11 protein-coding genes and 5 tRNA genes are annotated in these 16,327 nt (G+C 58.1%); 15 read left to right on the forward strand and 1 reads right to left on the reverse strand.

The genetic code is table 11. The features are described 5' to 3' along the window. Positions 1-12 precede the first annotated feature (12 nt). Complete coding sequence (locus QMY55_RS01635) at positions 13-1,320, reverse strand: efflux RND transporter periplasmic adaptor subunit (RefSeq protein ID WP_283486987.1); 1,308 nt, start codon at positions 1,318-1,320, stop codon at positions 13-15. 231 nt (positions 1,321-1,551) lie between these two features. Between QMY55_RS01635 and QMY55_RS01640 the strand changes: the two genes are divergently transcribed. From QMY55_RS01640 to rpoC, 15 genes are all read left to right on the forward strand, one after another. Next, positions 1,552-2,172, forward strand: a complete 621-nt coding sequence (locus QMY55_RS01640) for a TetR family transcriptional regulator (RefSeq protein WP_283486988.1) — start codon at positions 1,552-1,554, stop codon at positions 2,170-2,172. Positions 2,173-2,246: 74 nt separating this feature from the next. Next, positions 2,247-2,322 (forward strand) — tRNA-Arg (locus QMY55_RS01645). A gap of 79 nt (positions 2,323-2,401) precedes the next feature. Continuing rightward, a tRNA-Tyr gene (locus QMY55_RS01650) sits at positions 2,402-2,487 on the forward strand. Between the two features lie 54 nt (positions 2,488-2,541). After that, positions 2,542-2,615 (forward strand) — tRNA-Gly (locus tag QMY55_RS01655). A 44-nt stretch (positions 2,616-2,659) separates the two neighbouring features. Further along, positions 2,660-2,734: transfer RNA gene (locus QMY55_RS01660), tRNA-Thr, on the forward strand. A 76-nt stretch (positions 2,735-2,810) separates the two neighbouring features. Beyond that, positions 2,811-4,001, forward strand: coding sequence for an elongation factor Tu (gene tuf, locus QMY55_RS01665; protein ID WP_283486951.1), 1,191 nt, complete (start codon positions 2,811-2,813; stop codon positions 3,999-4,001). A gap of 12 nt (positions 4,002-4,013) precedes the next feature. Next, positions 4,014-4,089, forward strand: a tRNA-Trp gene (locus tag QMY55_RS01670). Between the two features lie 89 nt (positions 4,090-4,178). Continuing rightward, a complete protein-coding gene (secE, locus tag QMY55_RS01675; protein ID WP_283486989.1) occupies positions 4,179-4,562 on the forward strand; it encodes a preprotein translocase subunit SecE in 384 nt (127 codons plus the stop codon). Next, positions 4,562-5,146: a transcription termination/antitermination protein NusG gene (gene nusG, locus QMY55_RS01680; RefSeq protein WP_283486990.1), complete on the forward strand. Its 585-nt coding sequence runs from the start codon at positions 4,562-4,564 to the stop codon at positions 5,144-5,146. Before secE ends, nusG begins: the two co-directional genes overlap by 1 nt. A gap of 125 nt (positions 5,147-5,271) precedes the next feature. Then, entirely contained in the window at positions 5,272-5,703 is a 432-nt protein-coding gene (gene rplK / locus QMY55_RS01685) for a 50S ribosomal protein L11 (RefSeq protein WP_283486991.1), read from the forward strand. Further along, complete coding sequence (rplA, locus tag QMY55_RS01690) at positions 5,704-6,399, forward strand: 50S ribosomal protein L1 (RefSeq protein ID WP_283486992.1); 696 nt, start codon at positions 5,704-5,706, stop codon at positions 6,397-6,399. Between the two features lie 228 nt (positions 6,400-6,627). Continuing rightward, positions 6,628-7,140: a 50S ribosomal protein L10 gene (gene rplJ, locus QMY55_RS01695; protein ID WP_218242066.1), complete on the forward strand. Its 513-nt coding sequence runs from the start codon at positions 6,628-6,630 to the stop codon at positions 7,138-7,140. A 39-nt stretch (positions 7,141-7,179) separates the two neighbouring features. Then, positions 7,180-7,557, forward strand: coding sequence for a 50S ribosomal protein L7/L12 (gene rplL, locus QMY55_RS01700; protein WP_043006658.1), 378 nt, complete (start codon positions 7,180-7,182; stop codon positions 7,555-7,557). A gap of 277 nt (positions 7,558-7,834) precedes the next feature. Beyond that, a complete protein-coding gene (rpoB, locus tag QMY55_RS01705; protein WP_283486993.1) occupies positions 7,835-11,947 on the forward strand; it encodes a DNA-directed RNA polymerase subunit beta in 4,113 nt (1,370 codons plus the stop codon). Between the two features lie 121 nt (positions 11,948-12,068). Continuing rightward, the gene (gene rpoC, locus QMY55_RS01710) at positions 12,069-16,295 is read left to right on the forward strand and encodes a DNA-directed RNA polymerase subunit beta' (protein ID WP_283486994.1); all 4,227 of its coding nucleotides are present in this window, start codon (positions 12,069-12,071) and stop codon (positions 16,293-16,295) included. Positions 16,296-16,327 lie beyond the last annotated feature (32 nt).

Consider the following 16,327-nt stretch of genomic DNA (forward strand, 5'->3'; position numbering starts at 1 on the left):
GTGCTGCCTGATTTACTTGCCGGTCTGGGCGCTGTCTGCTTTTTCGGCTTGGGCCGCAGCTGGCTTGCCCTGTGCTTGATCTGCAGCGGCTGGAGCAGCAGCCGGCGCTGCGGCAGGGGCGTCACCCTTCCATGGCACGGGGGTCACTTTCTTGGCTCCCATGCCAACCTTGATCAGACCGTCGACCATGACCTTCTCGCCAGCCTTGAGGCCGGAAGTGACGATCCAGTTCGTGCCCTGAGACTGGCTGATCTGCACGGGGCGGGGAGCGACGGTGCCATCCTCTGCCACAACCATGACAAAGTTGCCCTTTTCATTGCGCGTCACGGCCTGTTGTGGAATCAAGGCTGCGCTATCAATCTGGGCTTGCTCCAGGCTCACGCGCACATAGGTGCCGGGCAACAGCATGCCTTCGGGGTTGGGTAGCTCTGCGCGCACGCTGACCTGACCCGTGGAGGGATCTACGCTCAGATCAGTGAACAGCAGCTTGCCGGGGAGCGGGTATTCCTTGCCATCGTCCAAACGGACGTGGACCTTGATACCGTTATTGCCTACCTTTGCTAACTTGCCGGAATTGATTGCCTCGCGCATGCGCATGATGTCGGAAGCCGACTGAGTCACGTTCACATACAGGGGGTTGATCTGCTGGATGGTAGCCAGCTGGGTGGCGTCACCTTGGCCTACGAGAGCACCTTCAGTAACCAGTGCACGCCCAATACGGCCAGAAATGGGCGCGGTGACGCTGGCGTAACCAAGGTTGACGTTGGCATTGGTCACGGCTGCCTTGCCTGCAGCGACCTGTGCCTGGGCCGCTTTTTCATTGGCGATCGCCGTGTCGTATTCCTGCTTGCTGATGGCATTGGCCTCTACCAGAGGCTTGTAGCGGCGGGCAGTGGCGGCGGCTTGCGCCAGATTGGCTTCGGCCTGTGCCAGCGTCGCTTGCGCACTTTGCAGATTGGCTCGGTAAGGCGTGTTGTCGATCTGGAACAGCGTCTGCCCGGCCTTGACGTCCGAACCCTCCTGGAAGAGTCGCTTTTGCACAATGCCTGCAGCGCGAGCGCGCACCTGAGCGATGCGCGAAGCCTCAAGGCGGCCAGGAAGGTCGGCAACCAGTGGCACGTTCTGTAGCTCGACCGTCACCACCCCCACTTCAGGAGGCTTGCCTTGGGCTGCTGCCTGTGCTTTTTGTGGATCGTCTCTTTTGTCATTGCAGGCAGCAAGACCCAGAGCCGCAATCAAGGACAGGCCGATGACCGCTGCACGAGTGTGGCTGGGGGTAAACAGGAGCTTGTGTTGCTGAGCCTGGTTTTTTTCATACATGTGATGCATGAAAGTCCTTCCGGTAGACATTTGAAAAACAACAGAAGAGCGCAGCCCTCCAGGGCTGCGCTCGAAACTTGGGGAGATGTTGACTGAAAGCTCTCCCTTTCACAATGCGTCGAATTATACATACATGCATAAATGTATAATTAGAAAAATTCACACCGGAAGCTTGTAAAGGTGGGTTTTTTTGTGGTTGTGCAGGTGCTCAAGCGGTGAAAAGGAAAAGTGATGGCGCGTAGAACCAAGGCGGAGGCCGATGAAACCCGGACCAAGCTGTTGGATGCGGCGGAAGAGGTGTTCTTCGAAAAGGGCGTTTCTCGCACCTCTCTGGGGGATATCGCTTTGCGTGCGGGGGCGACGCGTGGTGCTGTGTATTGGCACTTCAAGGACAAGGTCGACGTTTTTTCGTCCATGCTGGCGCGCATCTGCATGCCTTTTGATGAAATCTGCGACGACAAGTATGGTGAGTTGCCGCCGCTGCAGCGCATTCGGCGATCCATGCTTGCAGTTTTCGAGAGTCTGGATGGGGATGAGCGACGTCGGAAGGTCTTTGAAACGGCCTTGTTCAAGATGGAATATGTCGGCGAGCTGGAGGCGGTGCGGGAGCGCCATGTGGAAAGCGCCAGGCTGTCCCAGGAAAAATTCACCCGTGACCTGATCCTGGCAGCGCGGGAGCAGTCCTTGCAGCTGGCCATTTCGCCGCAGGAGGCTGCGCTGGGCTTGCACTCTCTGTTTGTGGGACTCATACATGGCTGGGTTTTGAATAAGGGTAGTTTCCCGTTGGTTGATGTTGGGATGATGTCGGTCGAGGTCTATTTGTCCGGTTTGGGATTTCGCTTGAGTTCGTAATTCGAGGTCGAAAGCTGTGCAATAATTGCGAGGTTGAATTGTTGTTGGCCATGCATGGTGTGACTAACGGATTCGCGGCTGTAGCTCAGTGGATAGAGTATTGGCCTCCGAAGCCAAGGGTCGTGGGTTCGATCCCCGCCAGCCGCGCCAGTAAACGTCGATCGGCAAAACAAAAAAATCCCTGATTTCTTTTGAGCTGAAAAAACGGTGCTACAATTCGAGTCTCTTCGGAGGGGTGGCCGAGTGGTTAAAGGCAGCAGACTGTAAATCTGCCCGCTAACGCGTACACAGGTTCGAATCCTGTCCCCTCCACCAATTTGGTGAAGAAGAGAGGTTGCTAGAAATAGTGACTGCGTGCAGTAAATCTGTGCGGGAGTAGTTCAATGGTAGAACCCTAGCCTTCCAAGCTAATGACGCGGGTTCGATTCCCGTCTCCCGCTCCAGTTTGCGAGCAAAGATTTTTGAGGTTGCATTTTGCAATTTCGATGCCCATGTGGCTCAGTGGTAGAGCACTCCCTTGGTAAGGGAGAGGTCGCGGGTCCGATTCCCGCCATGGGCACCATTTTCTGGTGCGCTCGCTTTGATAGGGTTGCGCCGATATCCTCTTGCAGTAATTTAGTTTTTTCGGAGTCGGAAAAATGGCAAAAGAAAAATTCGAGCGCACCAAGCCCCACGTGAACGTGGGCACCATCGGTCACGTTGACCACGGCAAGACCACCCTGACTGCTGCTATCGCCACCGTACTGTCCAAGCACTTCGGCGGTGAAGCCAAGGACTACTCGCAGATCGACAACGCGCCTGAAGAAAAGGCCCGTGGTATCACCATCAACACTTCGCACGTCGAGTACGAAACCGCTGCTCGTCACTACGCTCACGTGGACTGCCCCGGTCACGCTGACTATGTGAAGAACATGATTACCGGTGCTGCCCAGATGGACGGCGCTATCCTGGTTTGCTCCGCTGCTGACGGCCCCATGCCCCAGACTCGCGAGCACATCCTGCTGTCGCGTCAGGTGGGCGTGCCCTACATCATCGTGTTCCTGAACAAGGCCGACATGGTGGACGACGAAGAACTGCTGGAACTGGTCGAAATGGAAGTGCGCGAGCTGCTGTCCAAGTACGACTTCCCCGGTGATGACACCCCCATCATCCGCGGTTCCGCCAAGCTGGCTCTGGAAGGCGACCAATCCGACAAGGGTGAACCCGCTATCCTGCGCCTGGCCGAAGCTCTGGACACCTACATCCCCACTCCCGAGCGTGCTGTTGACGGCGCCTTCGTGATGCCTGTGGAAGACGTGTTCTCCATCTCCGGTCGTGGTACCGTGGTGACCGGCCGTATCGAGCGCGGCATCATCAAGGTCGGCGAAGAAATCGAAATCGTCGGTATCAAGGACACCGTCAAGACCACCGTGACCGGCGTGGAAATGTTCCGCAAGCTGCTGGACCAAGGTCAGGCTGGTGACAACGTGGGTCTGCTGCTGCGCGGAACCAAGCGTGAAGACGTGGAACGCGGCCAAGTGCTGTGCAAGCCCGGCTCCATCAAGCCCCACACCCACTTCACCGCTGAGGTGTATGTGCTGTCGAAGGACGAAGGCGGTCGTCACACTCCTTTCTTCAACAACTACCGTCCTCAGTTCTACTTCCGTACCACCGACGTGACCGGCTCCATCGAGCTGCCCGAAGGCAAGGAAATGGTGATGCCTGGCGATAACGTGTCGATCACCGTGAAGCTGATCGCTCCTATCGCTATGGAAGAAGGTCTGCGTTTCGCTATCCGCGAAGGTGGTCGTACTGTTGGTGCCGGTGTGGTTGCCAAGATCATTGCTTAATTATTGGTTTGTAGGGGTATAGCTCAATTGGCAGAGCGTCGGTCTCCAAAACCGAAGGTTGTAGGTTCGATTCCTACTGCCCCTGCCACCTCTTAATGGTGGAATCAACAAGAGCCCGCCTTTGGCGGGCTTTAGTGTCTTGAAATTGTGCAAAATTTTGCACATTTGAAATGAAATATGGCCACTACTCAGGTTGAAACAGTCAGCTCTGGCGCTGACAAAGCAAAGCTTGCCGCAGTCGCGGCTTTAGTCGTTGCTTCTATTGCTGGCTTTTATCTGCTGAGCAAGCAAGGATCCGTTGCCCAGTGGGCTGCTCTGATCGTGGGGCTGCTCGCTGCTGCTGGAGTATTCCTGATCTCTGAGCCAGGCAAGCGTTTTACTGGCTTTGCGCGAGATGCTTGGCGTGAAGTGAAGAAGGTCGTTTGGCCTACCCGCAAGGAAACACTGCAAATGACTTTGTACGTGTTCGCTTTTGTGGTGGTGATGGCCTTGTTCTTGTGGTTCACCGATAAAACTCTGGAATGGGTTTTGTACGACCTGATTTTGGGCTGGAGGAAGTAATGGCTGATGCTGTCGATACAGATGTGAACGATGGAGCAGCATCTGCTAATCCAGATCTGCGTTGGTATATCGTTCACGCCTACTCGGGTATGGAGAAGGCGGTCGAGCGCAATATTACCGAGCGTATTGCCCGCTCCGGTATGCAATCCAAGTTTGGACGTATCCTGGTACCTTCTGAAGAAGTGGTCGAGATGCGCAATGGTGCACGCCGTACGACCGAGCGTCGCTTGTTCCCCGGCTATGTGTTTGTCGAGATGGTCATGGAAGATGACACTTGGCACCTGGTCAAGCACACCAGCAAGGTGACGGGCTTTGTGGGTGGCGCCAAGAATCGCCCAGCGCCGATCTCTGAAGAGGAAATCCGCAAGATCGTCGATCAGATGCAGGAAGGCACCGAGAAGCCGCGTCACAAAGTCGAGTTCATGGTCGGCGAGATGGTGCGAGTCAAGGAAGGTCCTTTCGCAGATTTCAACGGCTCCGTCGAAGAAGTCAACTACGAAAAGAACCGTCTGCGTGTCTCGGTCACCATCTTTGGCCGTGCGACTCCTGTGGAATTGGAATTCTCTCAAGTTGAGAAAACTTGAGATTCGCAATAGAATCTAGGGCTTCGCATTTTTTGACTCGATGCGAAGCTTTTTTATAGAGTCAGCAACCTCGGGGAGCTGCCGGCAAAGATTGCAGGTGGCGCTATACCCGTAAGGAGCTCAACATGGCGAAAAAAATCGTCGGCTTCATCAAGCTGCAAGTGCCAGCTGGTAAGGCCAATCCTTCCCCTCCCATTGGTCCTGCGCTGGGTCAGCGTGGCCTCAACATCATGGAATTCTGCAAGGCGTTCAACGCCCAGACCCAAGGTGTCGAGCCCGGTCTGCCTCTGCCTGTGGTGATCACGGCTTTTGCTGACAAGAGCTTCACGTTCATCATCAAGACTCCTCCCGCAACCGTTCTGATCAAGAAGGCTGTGAAGTTGGACAAGGGCTCTTCCAATCCTCTGAAGAACAAGGTTGGCAAGATCACTCGCGCTCAGCTGGAAGAGATCGCCAACACCAAGCTGAAGGACATGAATGCCGCTGACGTCGACGCCGCCGTGCGTACGCTGGCTGGTTCTGCCCGTTCGATGGGCGTGATCGTGGAGGGTGTGTAAATGGCCAAGCTGACCAAGAAGCAAAAAGCTCTCCAGGGCAAGGTTGATTCCAACAAGCTGTACGCTTTCACCGACGCTGTGGCTCTGGTGAAGGAAGCTGCAACTGCCAAGTTTGATGAGTCCATCGACGTGGCTGTGCAACTGGGCGTGGATGCCAAGAAGTCGGACCAAGTGGTGCGTGGCGCCGTGGTTCTGCCTCACGGTACCGGCAAGACTGCTCGCGTGGCCGTGTTCGCACAAGGTGCCAAGGCTGAAGAAGCCAAGGCTGCCGGTGCAGACGTGGTGGGTATGGACGACTTGGCTGCTCAAGTCAAGGCTGGTGACATGCCTTTCGACGTGGTGATCGCTGCTCCCGACGCTATGCGTGTGGTGGGTCAGCTGGGCCAGATCCTGGGCCCACGTGGTCTGATGCCTAACCCCAAGGTTGGCACCGTGACTCCTGACGTGGCTACGGCTGTGAAGAACGCCAAGGCTGGTCAAGTGCAGTTCCGCGTGGACAAGGCCGGTATCATCCACGGCACCATCGGCCGTCGCTCGTTCGACACCGAGAAGCTGCAAGGCAACCTGGCTGCTCTGATCGATGCCCTGAACAAGGCCAAGCCTGCTACCAGCAAGGGTCTGTACCTGCGCAAGGTTGCGGTTTCGTCGACCATGGGTGTGGGCGTTCGCGTCGACACGCAAACCATCTCGGCGTAATTGCTAGAAATCGTCAGGTGAGCCCAGGCTCATCTGGTGTGGTGGGTCACTCGGATGTCAATCCGGGTGGGTCATCCAAGACCGTTGGTGTGATTCGATCACTTAATCATGATGACCAACGCAGATGGCGATCCCGCTGCAGATGGAAGAATTTCCAAAACAGTTGGTCGCTGCAACAAGAGCGCGCATGCGGAGTTCGCTCCAAGTGCGCATTTGAAGGAGTAGACCTTGAGTCTGAATCGCAGTGAGAAAGAAGCGGTCATCAATGAAGTGACCAGCCTCGCCGCTAAAGCTCAAACGCTTGTGATCGCGGAATACCGTGGCATCACGGTCGCCGACATGACCAAACTGCGCGCTGATGCACGCAGCAAGGGCGTGAGCCTCAGCGTGTTGAAGAACACCCTGGCCCGCCGTGCTGTGGCTGGCAGCCAGTTTGACGTGGTGGCTGACCAGATGACTGGCCCGCTGGTCTATGGCTTCTCTGAAGACGCAGTGGCTGCCGCCAAGGTGGTGGCCGACTTCGCGAAGACCAACGACAAGTTGGTGATTCGCGGTGGCGCGTTTGCAGGCAAGGCCCTGGACGTCAACGGCGTTAAGCAACTGGCAAACATCCCCTCCAAGGAAGTCCTGCTCGCACAACTGTGCGGCTTGCTCATGTCGCCTATGTCGCGTACAGCCGTTGTGCTGGGCGCCCTGGCAGCAAAGAAGAGCGAAGGTTCCGCCGAGGCAGCTGCAGCTTAATTGCGGCAAAACAAACCAACATAGATTTAGGAAATCAAAATGGCATTCGATAAAGACGCATTCCTGACCGCCCTGGACAGCATGACTGTTCTGGAACTGAACGACCTGGTCAAGGCTATTGAAGAGAAGTTTGGCGTGTCCGCCGCTGCTATGGCTGCTCCCGCTGCTGGCGGCGCTGCTGGTGGTGCTGCTGCTGCTGAAGAAAAGACCGACTTCGACGTCGTTCTGACTGAAGCTGGCGCCAACAAGGTGTCCGTGATTAAGGCTGTGCGTGAAATCACCGGCCTGGGTCTGAAGGAAGCCAAGGATCTGGTCGACGGCGCTCCCAAGACCGTGAAGGAAGCCGCTCCCAAGGCTGACGCTGAAGCCGCTGTGAAGAAGCTGGTGGAAGCCGGTGCTAAGGCTGAACTGAAGTAATTCAGTGAAATCAAGGGCTGGAGACTCGTAAAAGGGTCTCCAGCCTTTGGCGCTTGTGGAACGCGCTGAAAGAACACACCAGAAAGCAGGTTTCCTAGGGAGTCTGCTTTTTAGTGTCTTCTGACAATCCGACAGCAGAAGATGCCTTGGTTCGGGCGATGTGCAACGCATCGTCGTCAGCCATGGTTGGTAGTGGCCAACCGCCAAGCCCGCAGGAAGAACCTCCTGTGGGGCAGTCGTCGCAGACCCAGGACTCATGTCTTTGCCCGGAGATCTCATGGCCTATTCTTATACCGAACGCAAGCGAATCCGCAAAAGCTTCGGGAGCCGCGATAGCGTGCTCGAAGTGCCTTATCTGCTGCAGATGCAAAAAGATGCCTATACAGCATTCCTGCAGGCAGATGTAGCCCCCAAAAAACGTACCATTGATGGCCTGCAAGCGGCCTTCGATTCTGCTTTCCCCATCGTCTCTCACAACGGTTTTGTGGAGATGAAGTTTGTCGAGTACAACCTCGCCAAGCCTGCTTTCGACGTGCGTGAGTGCCAGACCCGTGGTCTGACCTTTGCTTCCGCTGTGCGCGCCAAAGTGCAGCTGATCATCTATGACCGCGAGTCTTCCACGGCTCAGTCCAAGGTGGTCAAGGAAGTCAAGGAGCAAGAGGTCTACATGGGCGAAGTGCCCCTGATGACCGACAAGGGCTCGTTCATCATCAACGGTACCGAGCGCGTGATCGTGTCTCAGCTGCACCGTTCGCCTGGCGTGTTCTTCGAGCACGACAAGGGCAAGACCCATAGCTCGGGCAAGCTGCTGTTCTCGGCTCGTATCATTCCCTACCGCGGCTCCTGGCTGGACTTCGAGTTCGACCCCAAGGACCTGCTGTACTTCCGCGTGGACCGTCGCCGCAAGATGCCGGTGTCGATCCTGCTGAAGGCCATCGGCATGACGCCCGAAACCATCCTGGCAACGTTCTTCGTGAACGACAACTTCCGCCTGATGGACAGCGGTGCCCAGATGGAATTCGTGGCCGAGCGCCTGAAGGGCGAAGTCGCACGTTTCGACATCACCGACAAGGCCGGCAAGGTCGTGGTCGCCAAGGACAAGCGCATCACCGCTCGCCACACCCGCGAGCTGGAGCAGTCCGGCACCAAGTTCGTCAGCGTGCCTGAAGACTTCCTGCTGGGCCGTGTGCTGGCCAAGAACATCGTTGATCCCGACACCGGCGAAATCATCGCCAAGGCCAACGAAGAACTGACCGAAGCCCTGCTCAAGAAGCTGCGCAGCGCCGGTGTGCAGGATGTCCAGTGCATCTACACCAACGAACTGGACCAAGGCGCCTACATCTCGCAGACCCTGCGTACCGATGAAACCGTGGACGAGTTCGCTGCGCGCGTGGCCATCTACCGCATGATGCGTCCCGGCGAGCCTCCTACCGAGGACGCCGTGCAGGCCCTGTTCCAGCGCCTGTTCTACAACGCCGACACCTATGACCTGTCGCGCGTGGGCCGCATGAAGTTCAACGCCAAGATCGGTCGCGAAGGCGCAACCGGTCCCATGGTGCTGTCCAACGAAGACATCCTGGCCGTGGTCAAGATCCTGGTGGACCTGCGCAATGGCCGTGGTGAAGTCGACGATATCGACCACCTGGGCAACCGCCGCGTGCGTTGCGTGGGCGAACTGGCCGAGAACCAGTACCGCACCGGCTTGGCACGTATCGAAAAGGCGGTGAAGGAACGTCTGGGTCAGGCCGAGCAAGAGCCTCTGATGCCTCACGACCTGATCAACTCCAAGCCCATCTCTGCGGCTCTGAAGGAGTTCTTCGGCGCCTCGCAGCTGTCGCAGTTCATGGACCAGACCAACCCTCTGGCAGAAATCACGCACAAGCGTCGTGTTTCCGCCCTGGGCCCAGGCGGTCTGACCCGCGAACGTGCCGGCTTTGAAGTGCGTGACGTGCACGTGACCCACTACGGTCGCGTCTGCCCTATCGAAACGCCTGAAGGTCCTAACATCGGTCTGATCAACTCGCTGGCTCTGTACGCCCGCCTGAACGAGTACGGTTTCATCGAAACCCCGTATCGTCGCGTGGTGGACGGCAAGGTCACGATGGACATCGACTACCTGTCGGCCATCGAAGAAGGCAAGTACGTGATCGCCCAGGCCAACGCCGATCTGGATGCCGAAGGCAATCTGGTGGGCGATCTGGTGTCGGCCCGTGAAAAGGGTGAATCCACCCTGGTGCTGGCCGAGCGCGTGCAATACATGGACGTGTCGCCTGCGCAGATCGTGTCCGTGGCCGCTTCGCTGATTCCGTTCTTGGAGCATGACGACGCGAACCGTGCCTTGATGGGTGCCAACATGTCGCGCCAGGCCGTGCCTGTGCTGCGTCCTGAAAAGCCCATGGTCGGTACCGGTATCGAGCGCGTGGCTGCGGTTGACTCCGGCACTGTCGTGACGGCCAAGCGTGGCGGTATCGTGGACTATGTCGACGCCACCCGTATCGTGATCCGTGTGAACGACGACGAAGCCGTTGCCGGCGAAGTCGGCGTGGACATCTACAACCTGATCAAGTACCAGCGTTCCAACCAGAACACCAACATCCACCAGCGCCCCATCGTCAGCCGTGGCGACAAGCTGGCCAAGGGTGATGTGCTGGCGGACGGTGCGTCGACCGACCTCGGCGAAATCGCCATCGGCCAGAACATGCTGATCGCGTTCATGCCCTGGAACGGCTACAACTACGAAGACTCGGTGATGATCAACGAGCGCATCGTGGCTGACGATCGCTACACCTCGATCCACATCGAGGAACTCGTGGTCATGGCTCGCGACACCAAGCTGGGCGCCGAAGAAATCACACGCGACATTCCCAACCTGTCCGAGCAGCAACTGAACCGCCTGGACGAATCCGGCATCATCTACGTGGGCGCCGAAGTGCAACCCGGCGACGTGCTGGTGGGCAAGGTCACTCCCAAGGGCGAGACCACGCTGACGCCTGAAGAGAAGCTGCTGCGCGCCATCTTCGGCGAGAAGGCTTCCGACGTGAAGGACACTTCGCTGCGTGTGGATCAGGGCTCGCAAGGCACCGTGATCGACGTGCAGGTGTTCACGCGTGAAGGCATCCAGCGCGACAAGCGTGCTCAGCAGATCATCGACGATGAACTCAAGCGCTTCCGCCTGGACCTGAACGACCAGCTGCGTATCGTCGAAGCCGACTCCTTTGACCGTATCGAGAAGCTGCTGACTGGCCGCGTGGCCAACGGTGGCCCTCAGAAACTGTCCAAGGGCGCCAAGATCGACAAGGCCTATCTGGACGGCGTGGAGAAGTTCCACTGGTTCGACATTCGCCCTGCCGAAGACGAAGTGGCCGCTCAGCTGGAGTCCATCAAGAACTCCATCGAGCAGCAGCGTCACACCTTCGACCTGGCGTTCGAAGAAAAGCGCAAGAAGCTCACTCAGGGCGACGAGCTGCCTGCCGGCGTGCTGAAGATGGTCAAGGTCTACCTGGCCGTCAAGCGTCGCCTGCAGCCTGGCGACAAGATGGCCGGTCGTCACGGTAACAAGGGTGTGGTCTCCAAGATCACTCCCGTGGAAGACATGCCTTTCCTGGCCGACGGCACCACTGCCGACATCGTGCTGAACCCGCTGGGCGTGCCTTCGCGTATGAACATCGGTCAGGTGCTGGAAGTGCACCTGGGCTGGGCCGGCAAGGGCCTGGGCCAGCGTATCGGTGACATGCTGCAAAAGGAAGCCCGTGCTGCCGAAGTGCGTGCCTTCCTGGAAGAGATCTACAACCGCAGCGGTCGCAAGGAAGAGCTGTCTCAGCTGGACGACGGCGAAGTCATGTCCATGGCCAAGGAGCTGACCACGGGCGTGCCTTTCGCAACCCCTGTGTTCGACGGCGCCTCCGAAGCCGAGATCAAGGACATGCTGAAGCTGGCCTACCCTGACGACATCGCTGCCGCCAAGGGTCTGACCGAAGCACGTACTCAGGCTTATCTGTATGACGGCCGTACCGGCGAGCGCTTCGAGCGTCCGACCACCATCGGCTACATGCACTACCTGAAGCTGCATCACCTGGTCGACGACAAGATGCATGCCCGCTCCACCGGTCCTTACTCGCTGGTGACGCAACAGCCTCTGGGCGGTAAGGCCCAGTTCGGTGGTCAGCGTTTCGGTGAAATGGAAGTGTGGGCGCTGGAAGCTTACGGCGCCGCTTATGTGCTGCAGGAAATGCTGACTGTGAAGTCCGACGACGTGGTCGGTCGTACCAAGGTGTACGAATCGATCGTCAAGGGCGAGCATTCGATCGAAGCGGGCATGCCCGAATCGTTCAACGTGCTGGTCAAGGAAATCCGCTCTCTGGGCTTGGACATCGAGCTCGAACGTTCTTAAGCCCTATTAAACAGAGAGCTGCAACCGCTTTAAAACAAAGGATTTGCGCTTGGTTCGTTGCTGAAACCAAGGCAAATCCAGCGGTGGCTGCAATGATTTTTGACGAAAAGGAAAGAGTTACATGAAATCGCTACTCGACCTGTTCAAGCAATTTACGCCTGATGAGCATTTCGATGCCATCAAGATCGGCCTGGCTTCGCCCGAAAAGATCCGCTCCTGGTCTTTCGGTGAAGTGAAGAAGCCTGAAACGATCAACTACCGTACTTTCAAGCCCGAGCGTGATGGTCTGTTCTGCGCCAAGATCTTTGGCCCGATCAAGGACTACGAATGCCTGTGCGGCAAGTACAAGCGCCTCAAGCACCGCGGTGTGATCTGCGAGAAGTGCGGCGTTGAAGTCACACAGACCAAGGTGCGTCGCGAACGCATGGGTCACATCGACCTGGCCGCGCCCTGCGCTCACATCTGGTTCCTGAAGTCCCTGCCTTCGCGCCTGGGCCTGGTGCTGGACATGACGCTGCGTGACATCGAACGCGTGCTGTACTTCGAAGCCTATGTGGTGACCGACCCCGGCATGACTCCGCTGAAGAAGTTCAGCATCATGACCGAGGACGACTACGACGCAAAGCAACTCGAGTACGGTTACGACGAATTCACCGCCAAGATGGGCGCTGAAGGTATCAAGGACCTGCTCGAAGGCATTGATATCGACGTCGAGATCGAACGCCTGCGCGGCGATTTGACCGGCTCTGAAGTCAAGGTCAAGAAGAACGCCAAGCGCCTGAAGCTGCTCGAAGCGTTCAAGAAGTCCGGCATCAAGCCCGGCTGGATGGTCATGGAAGTGCTGCCCGTGCTGCCTCCCGATCTGCGTCCTCTGGTGCCTCTGGACGGTGGCCGTTTCGCCACTTCCGACCTGAACGACCTGTATCGCCGCGTCATCAACCGTAACTCGCGTCTGCGCCGCCTGCTGGAGCTCAAGGCTCCCGAAATCATTGCTCGCAATGAAAAGCGCATGCTGCAAGAAGCGGTGGATTCGCTGCTGGACAACGGCCGTCGCGGCAAGGCCATGACGGGCGCCAACAAGCGTGCCCTGAAGTCTCTGGCCGACATGATCAAGGGCAAGAGCGGTCGTTTCCGTCAGAACTTGCTGGGCAAGCGCGTGGACTACTCCGGTCGTTCCGTGATCACCGTGGGTCCTTACCTCAAGCTGCACCAGTGCGGTCTGCCCAAGCTGATGGCTCTGGAGCTGTTCAAGCCCTTCATCTTCGCGCAGCTCGAGCAGCGCGGCATCGCCACGACCATCAAGGCGGCCAAGAAAGAAGTGGAAGCCGGTACGCCCGTGGTGTGGGACATCCTTGAAGAAGTCATCAAGGAACACCCCATCATGCTCAACCGTGCGCCTACGCTGCACCGTTTGGGTATCCAGGCGTTTGAGCCTATCCTGATCGAAGGCAAGGCCCTGCAACTGCACCCGCTGGTCTGCGCGGCCTTCAACGCCGACTTTGACGGTGACCAGATGGCTGTTCACGTGCCCCTGTCTGTGGAAGCACAGATGGAAGCCCGCGTGCTGATGCTGGCCTCGAACAACGTGCTGTTCCCCGCCTCGGGCGAGCCCTCCATCGTTCCTTCTCAGGACGTGGTGCTGGGTCTGTATCACGCCACGCGTGAAAAGATCAACGGCAAGGGCGAAGGCATGGTGTTTGCCGACCTGATGGAGCTGCAACGTGCTCTGGATGCCGACGAGACCGAGCTGCATGCCAAGGTGAGCGTGCGCCTGACCGAGTGGAACAAGAACAAGGAAACCGGCGAATTCGAGCCCGTGACCTCGCTCGTGGAAACCACCGTGGGTCGTGCTCTGCTGTCTGAAATCCTGCCCAAGGGCCTGGCTTTCAGCAACATGAACAAGGCGCTGAAGAAGAAGGAAATCTCGAAGCTGATCAATGCTTCGTTCCGCAAGTGCGGTCTGAAGGCCACCGTGGTGTTCGCTGACAAGCTGCTGCAAAACGGTTTCCGCCTGTCCACGCACGCCGGTATCTCGATCTCCATCGACGACATGCTGGTGCCTCCGCAAAAGGCCGACATCCTGGCCCGCGCAGAGTCCGAAGTGAAGGAAATCGAGCAGCAGTACGTCTCCGGTCTGGTGACCGCTGGCGAGCGCTACAACAAGGTGGTGGACATCTGGGGCAAGGCCGGTGACGACGTGTCCAAGGTGATGATGGACCAGCTCAAGGTCCAGAAGACCACCGACCGTCACGGCAACGAAGTCGATCAGGAATCGTTCAACGCGATTTACATGATGGCCGACTCCGGCGCCCGCGGCTCCGCAGCTCAGATTCGTCAGCTGGCCGGTATGCGTGGTCTGATGGCCAAGCCTGACGGCTCGATTATCGAGACGCCTATTACCGCGAACTTCCGCGAAGGCCTGAACGTTCTGCAGTACTTCATCTCCACCCACGGTGCTCGTAAGGGTCTGGCGGATACGGCGCTGAAGACGGCTAACTCCGGTTACCTGACTCGTCGTCTGGTGGACGTGACCCAGGATCTGGTCGTGAACGAACAGGATTGCGGCACTTCCAACGGTTACCTGATGCGCGCCATCGTCGAAGGCGGTGAAGTGATCGAATCCCTGCGCGACCGCGTGCTGGGCCGCTCGACCGCCGAAGATGTGCTGCATCCGGAAAACCGCTCCGTGCTGCTGGCCGCAGGTACTCTGCTGGACGAAGACACCATCGAAGAGCTGGAAAACCAGGGCGTGGACGAAATCAAGGTGCGTACGGCTCTGACCTGCGAGACCCGTTTCGGTCTGTGCGCAACCTGCTACGGCCGTGACCTGGGTCGCGGCGGCCTGATCAACCTCGGCGAAGCCGTGGGTGTGATCGCTGCCCAGTCCATCGGTGAACCCGGCACGCAGCTGACCATGCGTACCTTCCACATCGGTGGTGCCGCTTCGCGTGCCGCCATCGCTTCGAGCGTGGAAGCCAAGTCCAACGGTACGATCGGCTTCAACAGCACGATGCGCTACGTGTCCAACACCAAGGGTGAGCTGGTGGTGATTTCCCGTTCCGGCGAAATCGTGATCAGCGAAAACGGCCGCGAGCGTGAGCGTCACAAGGTGCCTTACGGCGCCGTACTGACCATCAAGCCCGACGAAACCATCAAGGCTGGCAAGATCCTGGCGAACTGGGATCCGCTGACCCGACCCATCATTACCGAATACGCCGGTCAAGTGCGTTTCGAGAATGTGGAAGAAGGTCTGACGGTGGCCAAGCAGGTCGACGAAGTGACCGGTCTGTCCACTCTGGTGGTGATCGACCCCAAGCGTCGCGGCTCTGCCAAGGTGGTGCGTCCTCAGGTCAAGCTGATCGACGCCAACAACCAGGAAGTCAAGATCCCCGGTACCGACCATGCCGTGACGATCGGCTTCCAGGTTGGCGCTCTGATCCAGGTGCGCGACGGCCAGGACGTGGGCCCCGGCGAAGTGCTGGCCCGTATCCCCGTGGAAGGTCAGAAGACCCGAGACATTACCGGTGGTCTGCCTCGCGTGGCCGAGCTGTTCGAAGCCCGTACGCCCAAGGACAAGGGCACTCTGGCCGAGATGACCGGTACCGTGTCCTTCGGTAAGGAAACCAAGGGCAAGATCCGCCTGCAGATCACCGATCTGGAAGGCAAGGTCTGGGAAGAACTGGTGCCCAAGGAGCGCAACATTCTGGTCCACGAAGGCCAGGTGGTGAACAAGGGCGAATCCATCGTCGACGGTCCCGCCGATCCTCAAGACATCCTGCGCCTGCTGGGTATCGAAGAGCTGTCGCGCTACATCGTGGACGAGGTGCAGGATGTGTATCGCTTGCAGGGCGTGAAGATCAACGACAAGCACATCGAGGTGATCGTTCGCCAGATGCTGCGTCGCGTGATCATCGAGAACTCCGGCGATACCACCTACATCCAGGGTGAACAGGTCGAGCGTTCCGAGGTGCTCAACACCAACGAAGAGATGCAAAAGGAAGGCAAGCTGCCTGCCACATACTCCAACGTGCTGCTGGGTATCACCAAGGCTTCGCTGTCCACCGACTCGTTCATCTCCGCGGCTTCCTTCCAGGAAACCACGCGTGTTCTGACCGAAGCTGCCATCATGGGCAAGCGCGACGAACTGCGTGGCCTGAAGGAAAACGTGATCGTGGGTCGTCTGATCCCTGCCGGTACCGGTCTGGCCTATCACCAGGCTCGCAAGGCCAAGGACGAAATGGACGACGCCGAGCGCCGTGCCATTGCCGAGGCTGAAGAAGCGGAACTGGCCGGTGTCGTGGCTGATGACGCCGAAGCCGCGCCAGCTGGCGAAGCATCGGCTGAATAAGCCAGGCCCTGATCCGGTGCTGCCTGCAGCTC

Origin of the sequence: Comamonas resistens, from assembly GCF_030064165.1 — a bacterium.
Taxonomy (GTDB): domain Bacteria; phylum Pseudomonadota; class Gammaproteobacteria; order Burkholderiales; family Burkholderiaceae_C; genus Comamonas; species Comamonas resistens.

Excerpts from the sequence above, each read along its gene's own strand:
- QMY55_RS01635 (WP_283486987.1), bottom strand. The coding sequence starts at position 1,320 with ATGTATGAAAAAAACCAGGCTCAGCAACACAAGCTCCTGTTTACCCCC.
- QMY55_RS01640 (WP_283486988.1), top strand. The coding sequence starts at position 1,552 with ATGGCGCGTAGAACCAAGGCGGAGGCCGATGAAACCCGGACCAAGCTG.
- tuf (WP_283486951.1), top strand. The coding sequence starts at position 2,811 with ATGGCAAAAGAAAAATTCGAGCGCACCAAGCCCCACGTGAACGTGGGC.
- secE (WP_283486989.1), top strand. The coding sequence starts at position 4,179 with ATGGCCACTACTCAGGTTGAAACAGTCAGCTCTGGCGCTGACAAAGCA.
- nusG (WP_283486990.1), top strand. The coding sequence starts at position 4,562 with ATGGCTGATGCTGTCGATACAGATGTGAACGATGGAGCAGCATCTGCT.
- rplK (WP_283486991.1), top strand. The coding sequence starts at position 5,272 with ATGGCGAAAAAAATCGTCGGCTTCATCAAGCTGCAAGTGCCAGCTGGT.
- rplA (WP_283486992.1), top strand. The coding sequence starts at position 5,704 with ATGGCCAAGCTGACCAAGAAGCAAAAAGCTCTCCAGGGCAAGGTTGAT.
- rplL (WP_043006658.1), top strand. The coding sequence starts at position 7,180 with ATGGCATTCGATAAAGACGCATTCCTGACCGCCCTGGACAGCATGACT.
- rpoB (WP_283486993.1), top strand. The coding sequence starts at position 7,835 with ATGGCCTATTCTTATACCGAACGCAAGCGAATCCGCAAAAGCTTCGGG.
- rpoC (WP_283486994.1), top strand. The coding sequence starts at position 12,069 with ATGAAATCGCTACTCGACCTGTTCAAGCAATTTACGCCTGATGAGCAT.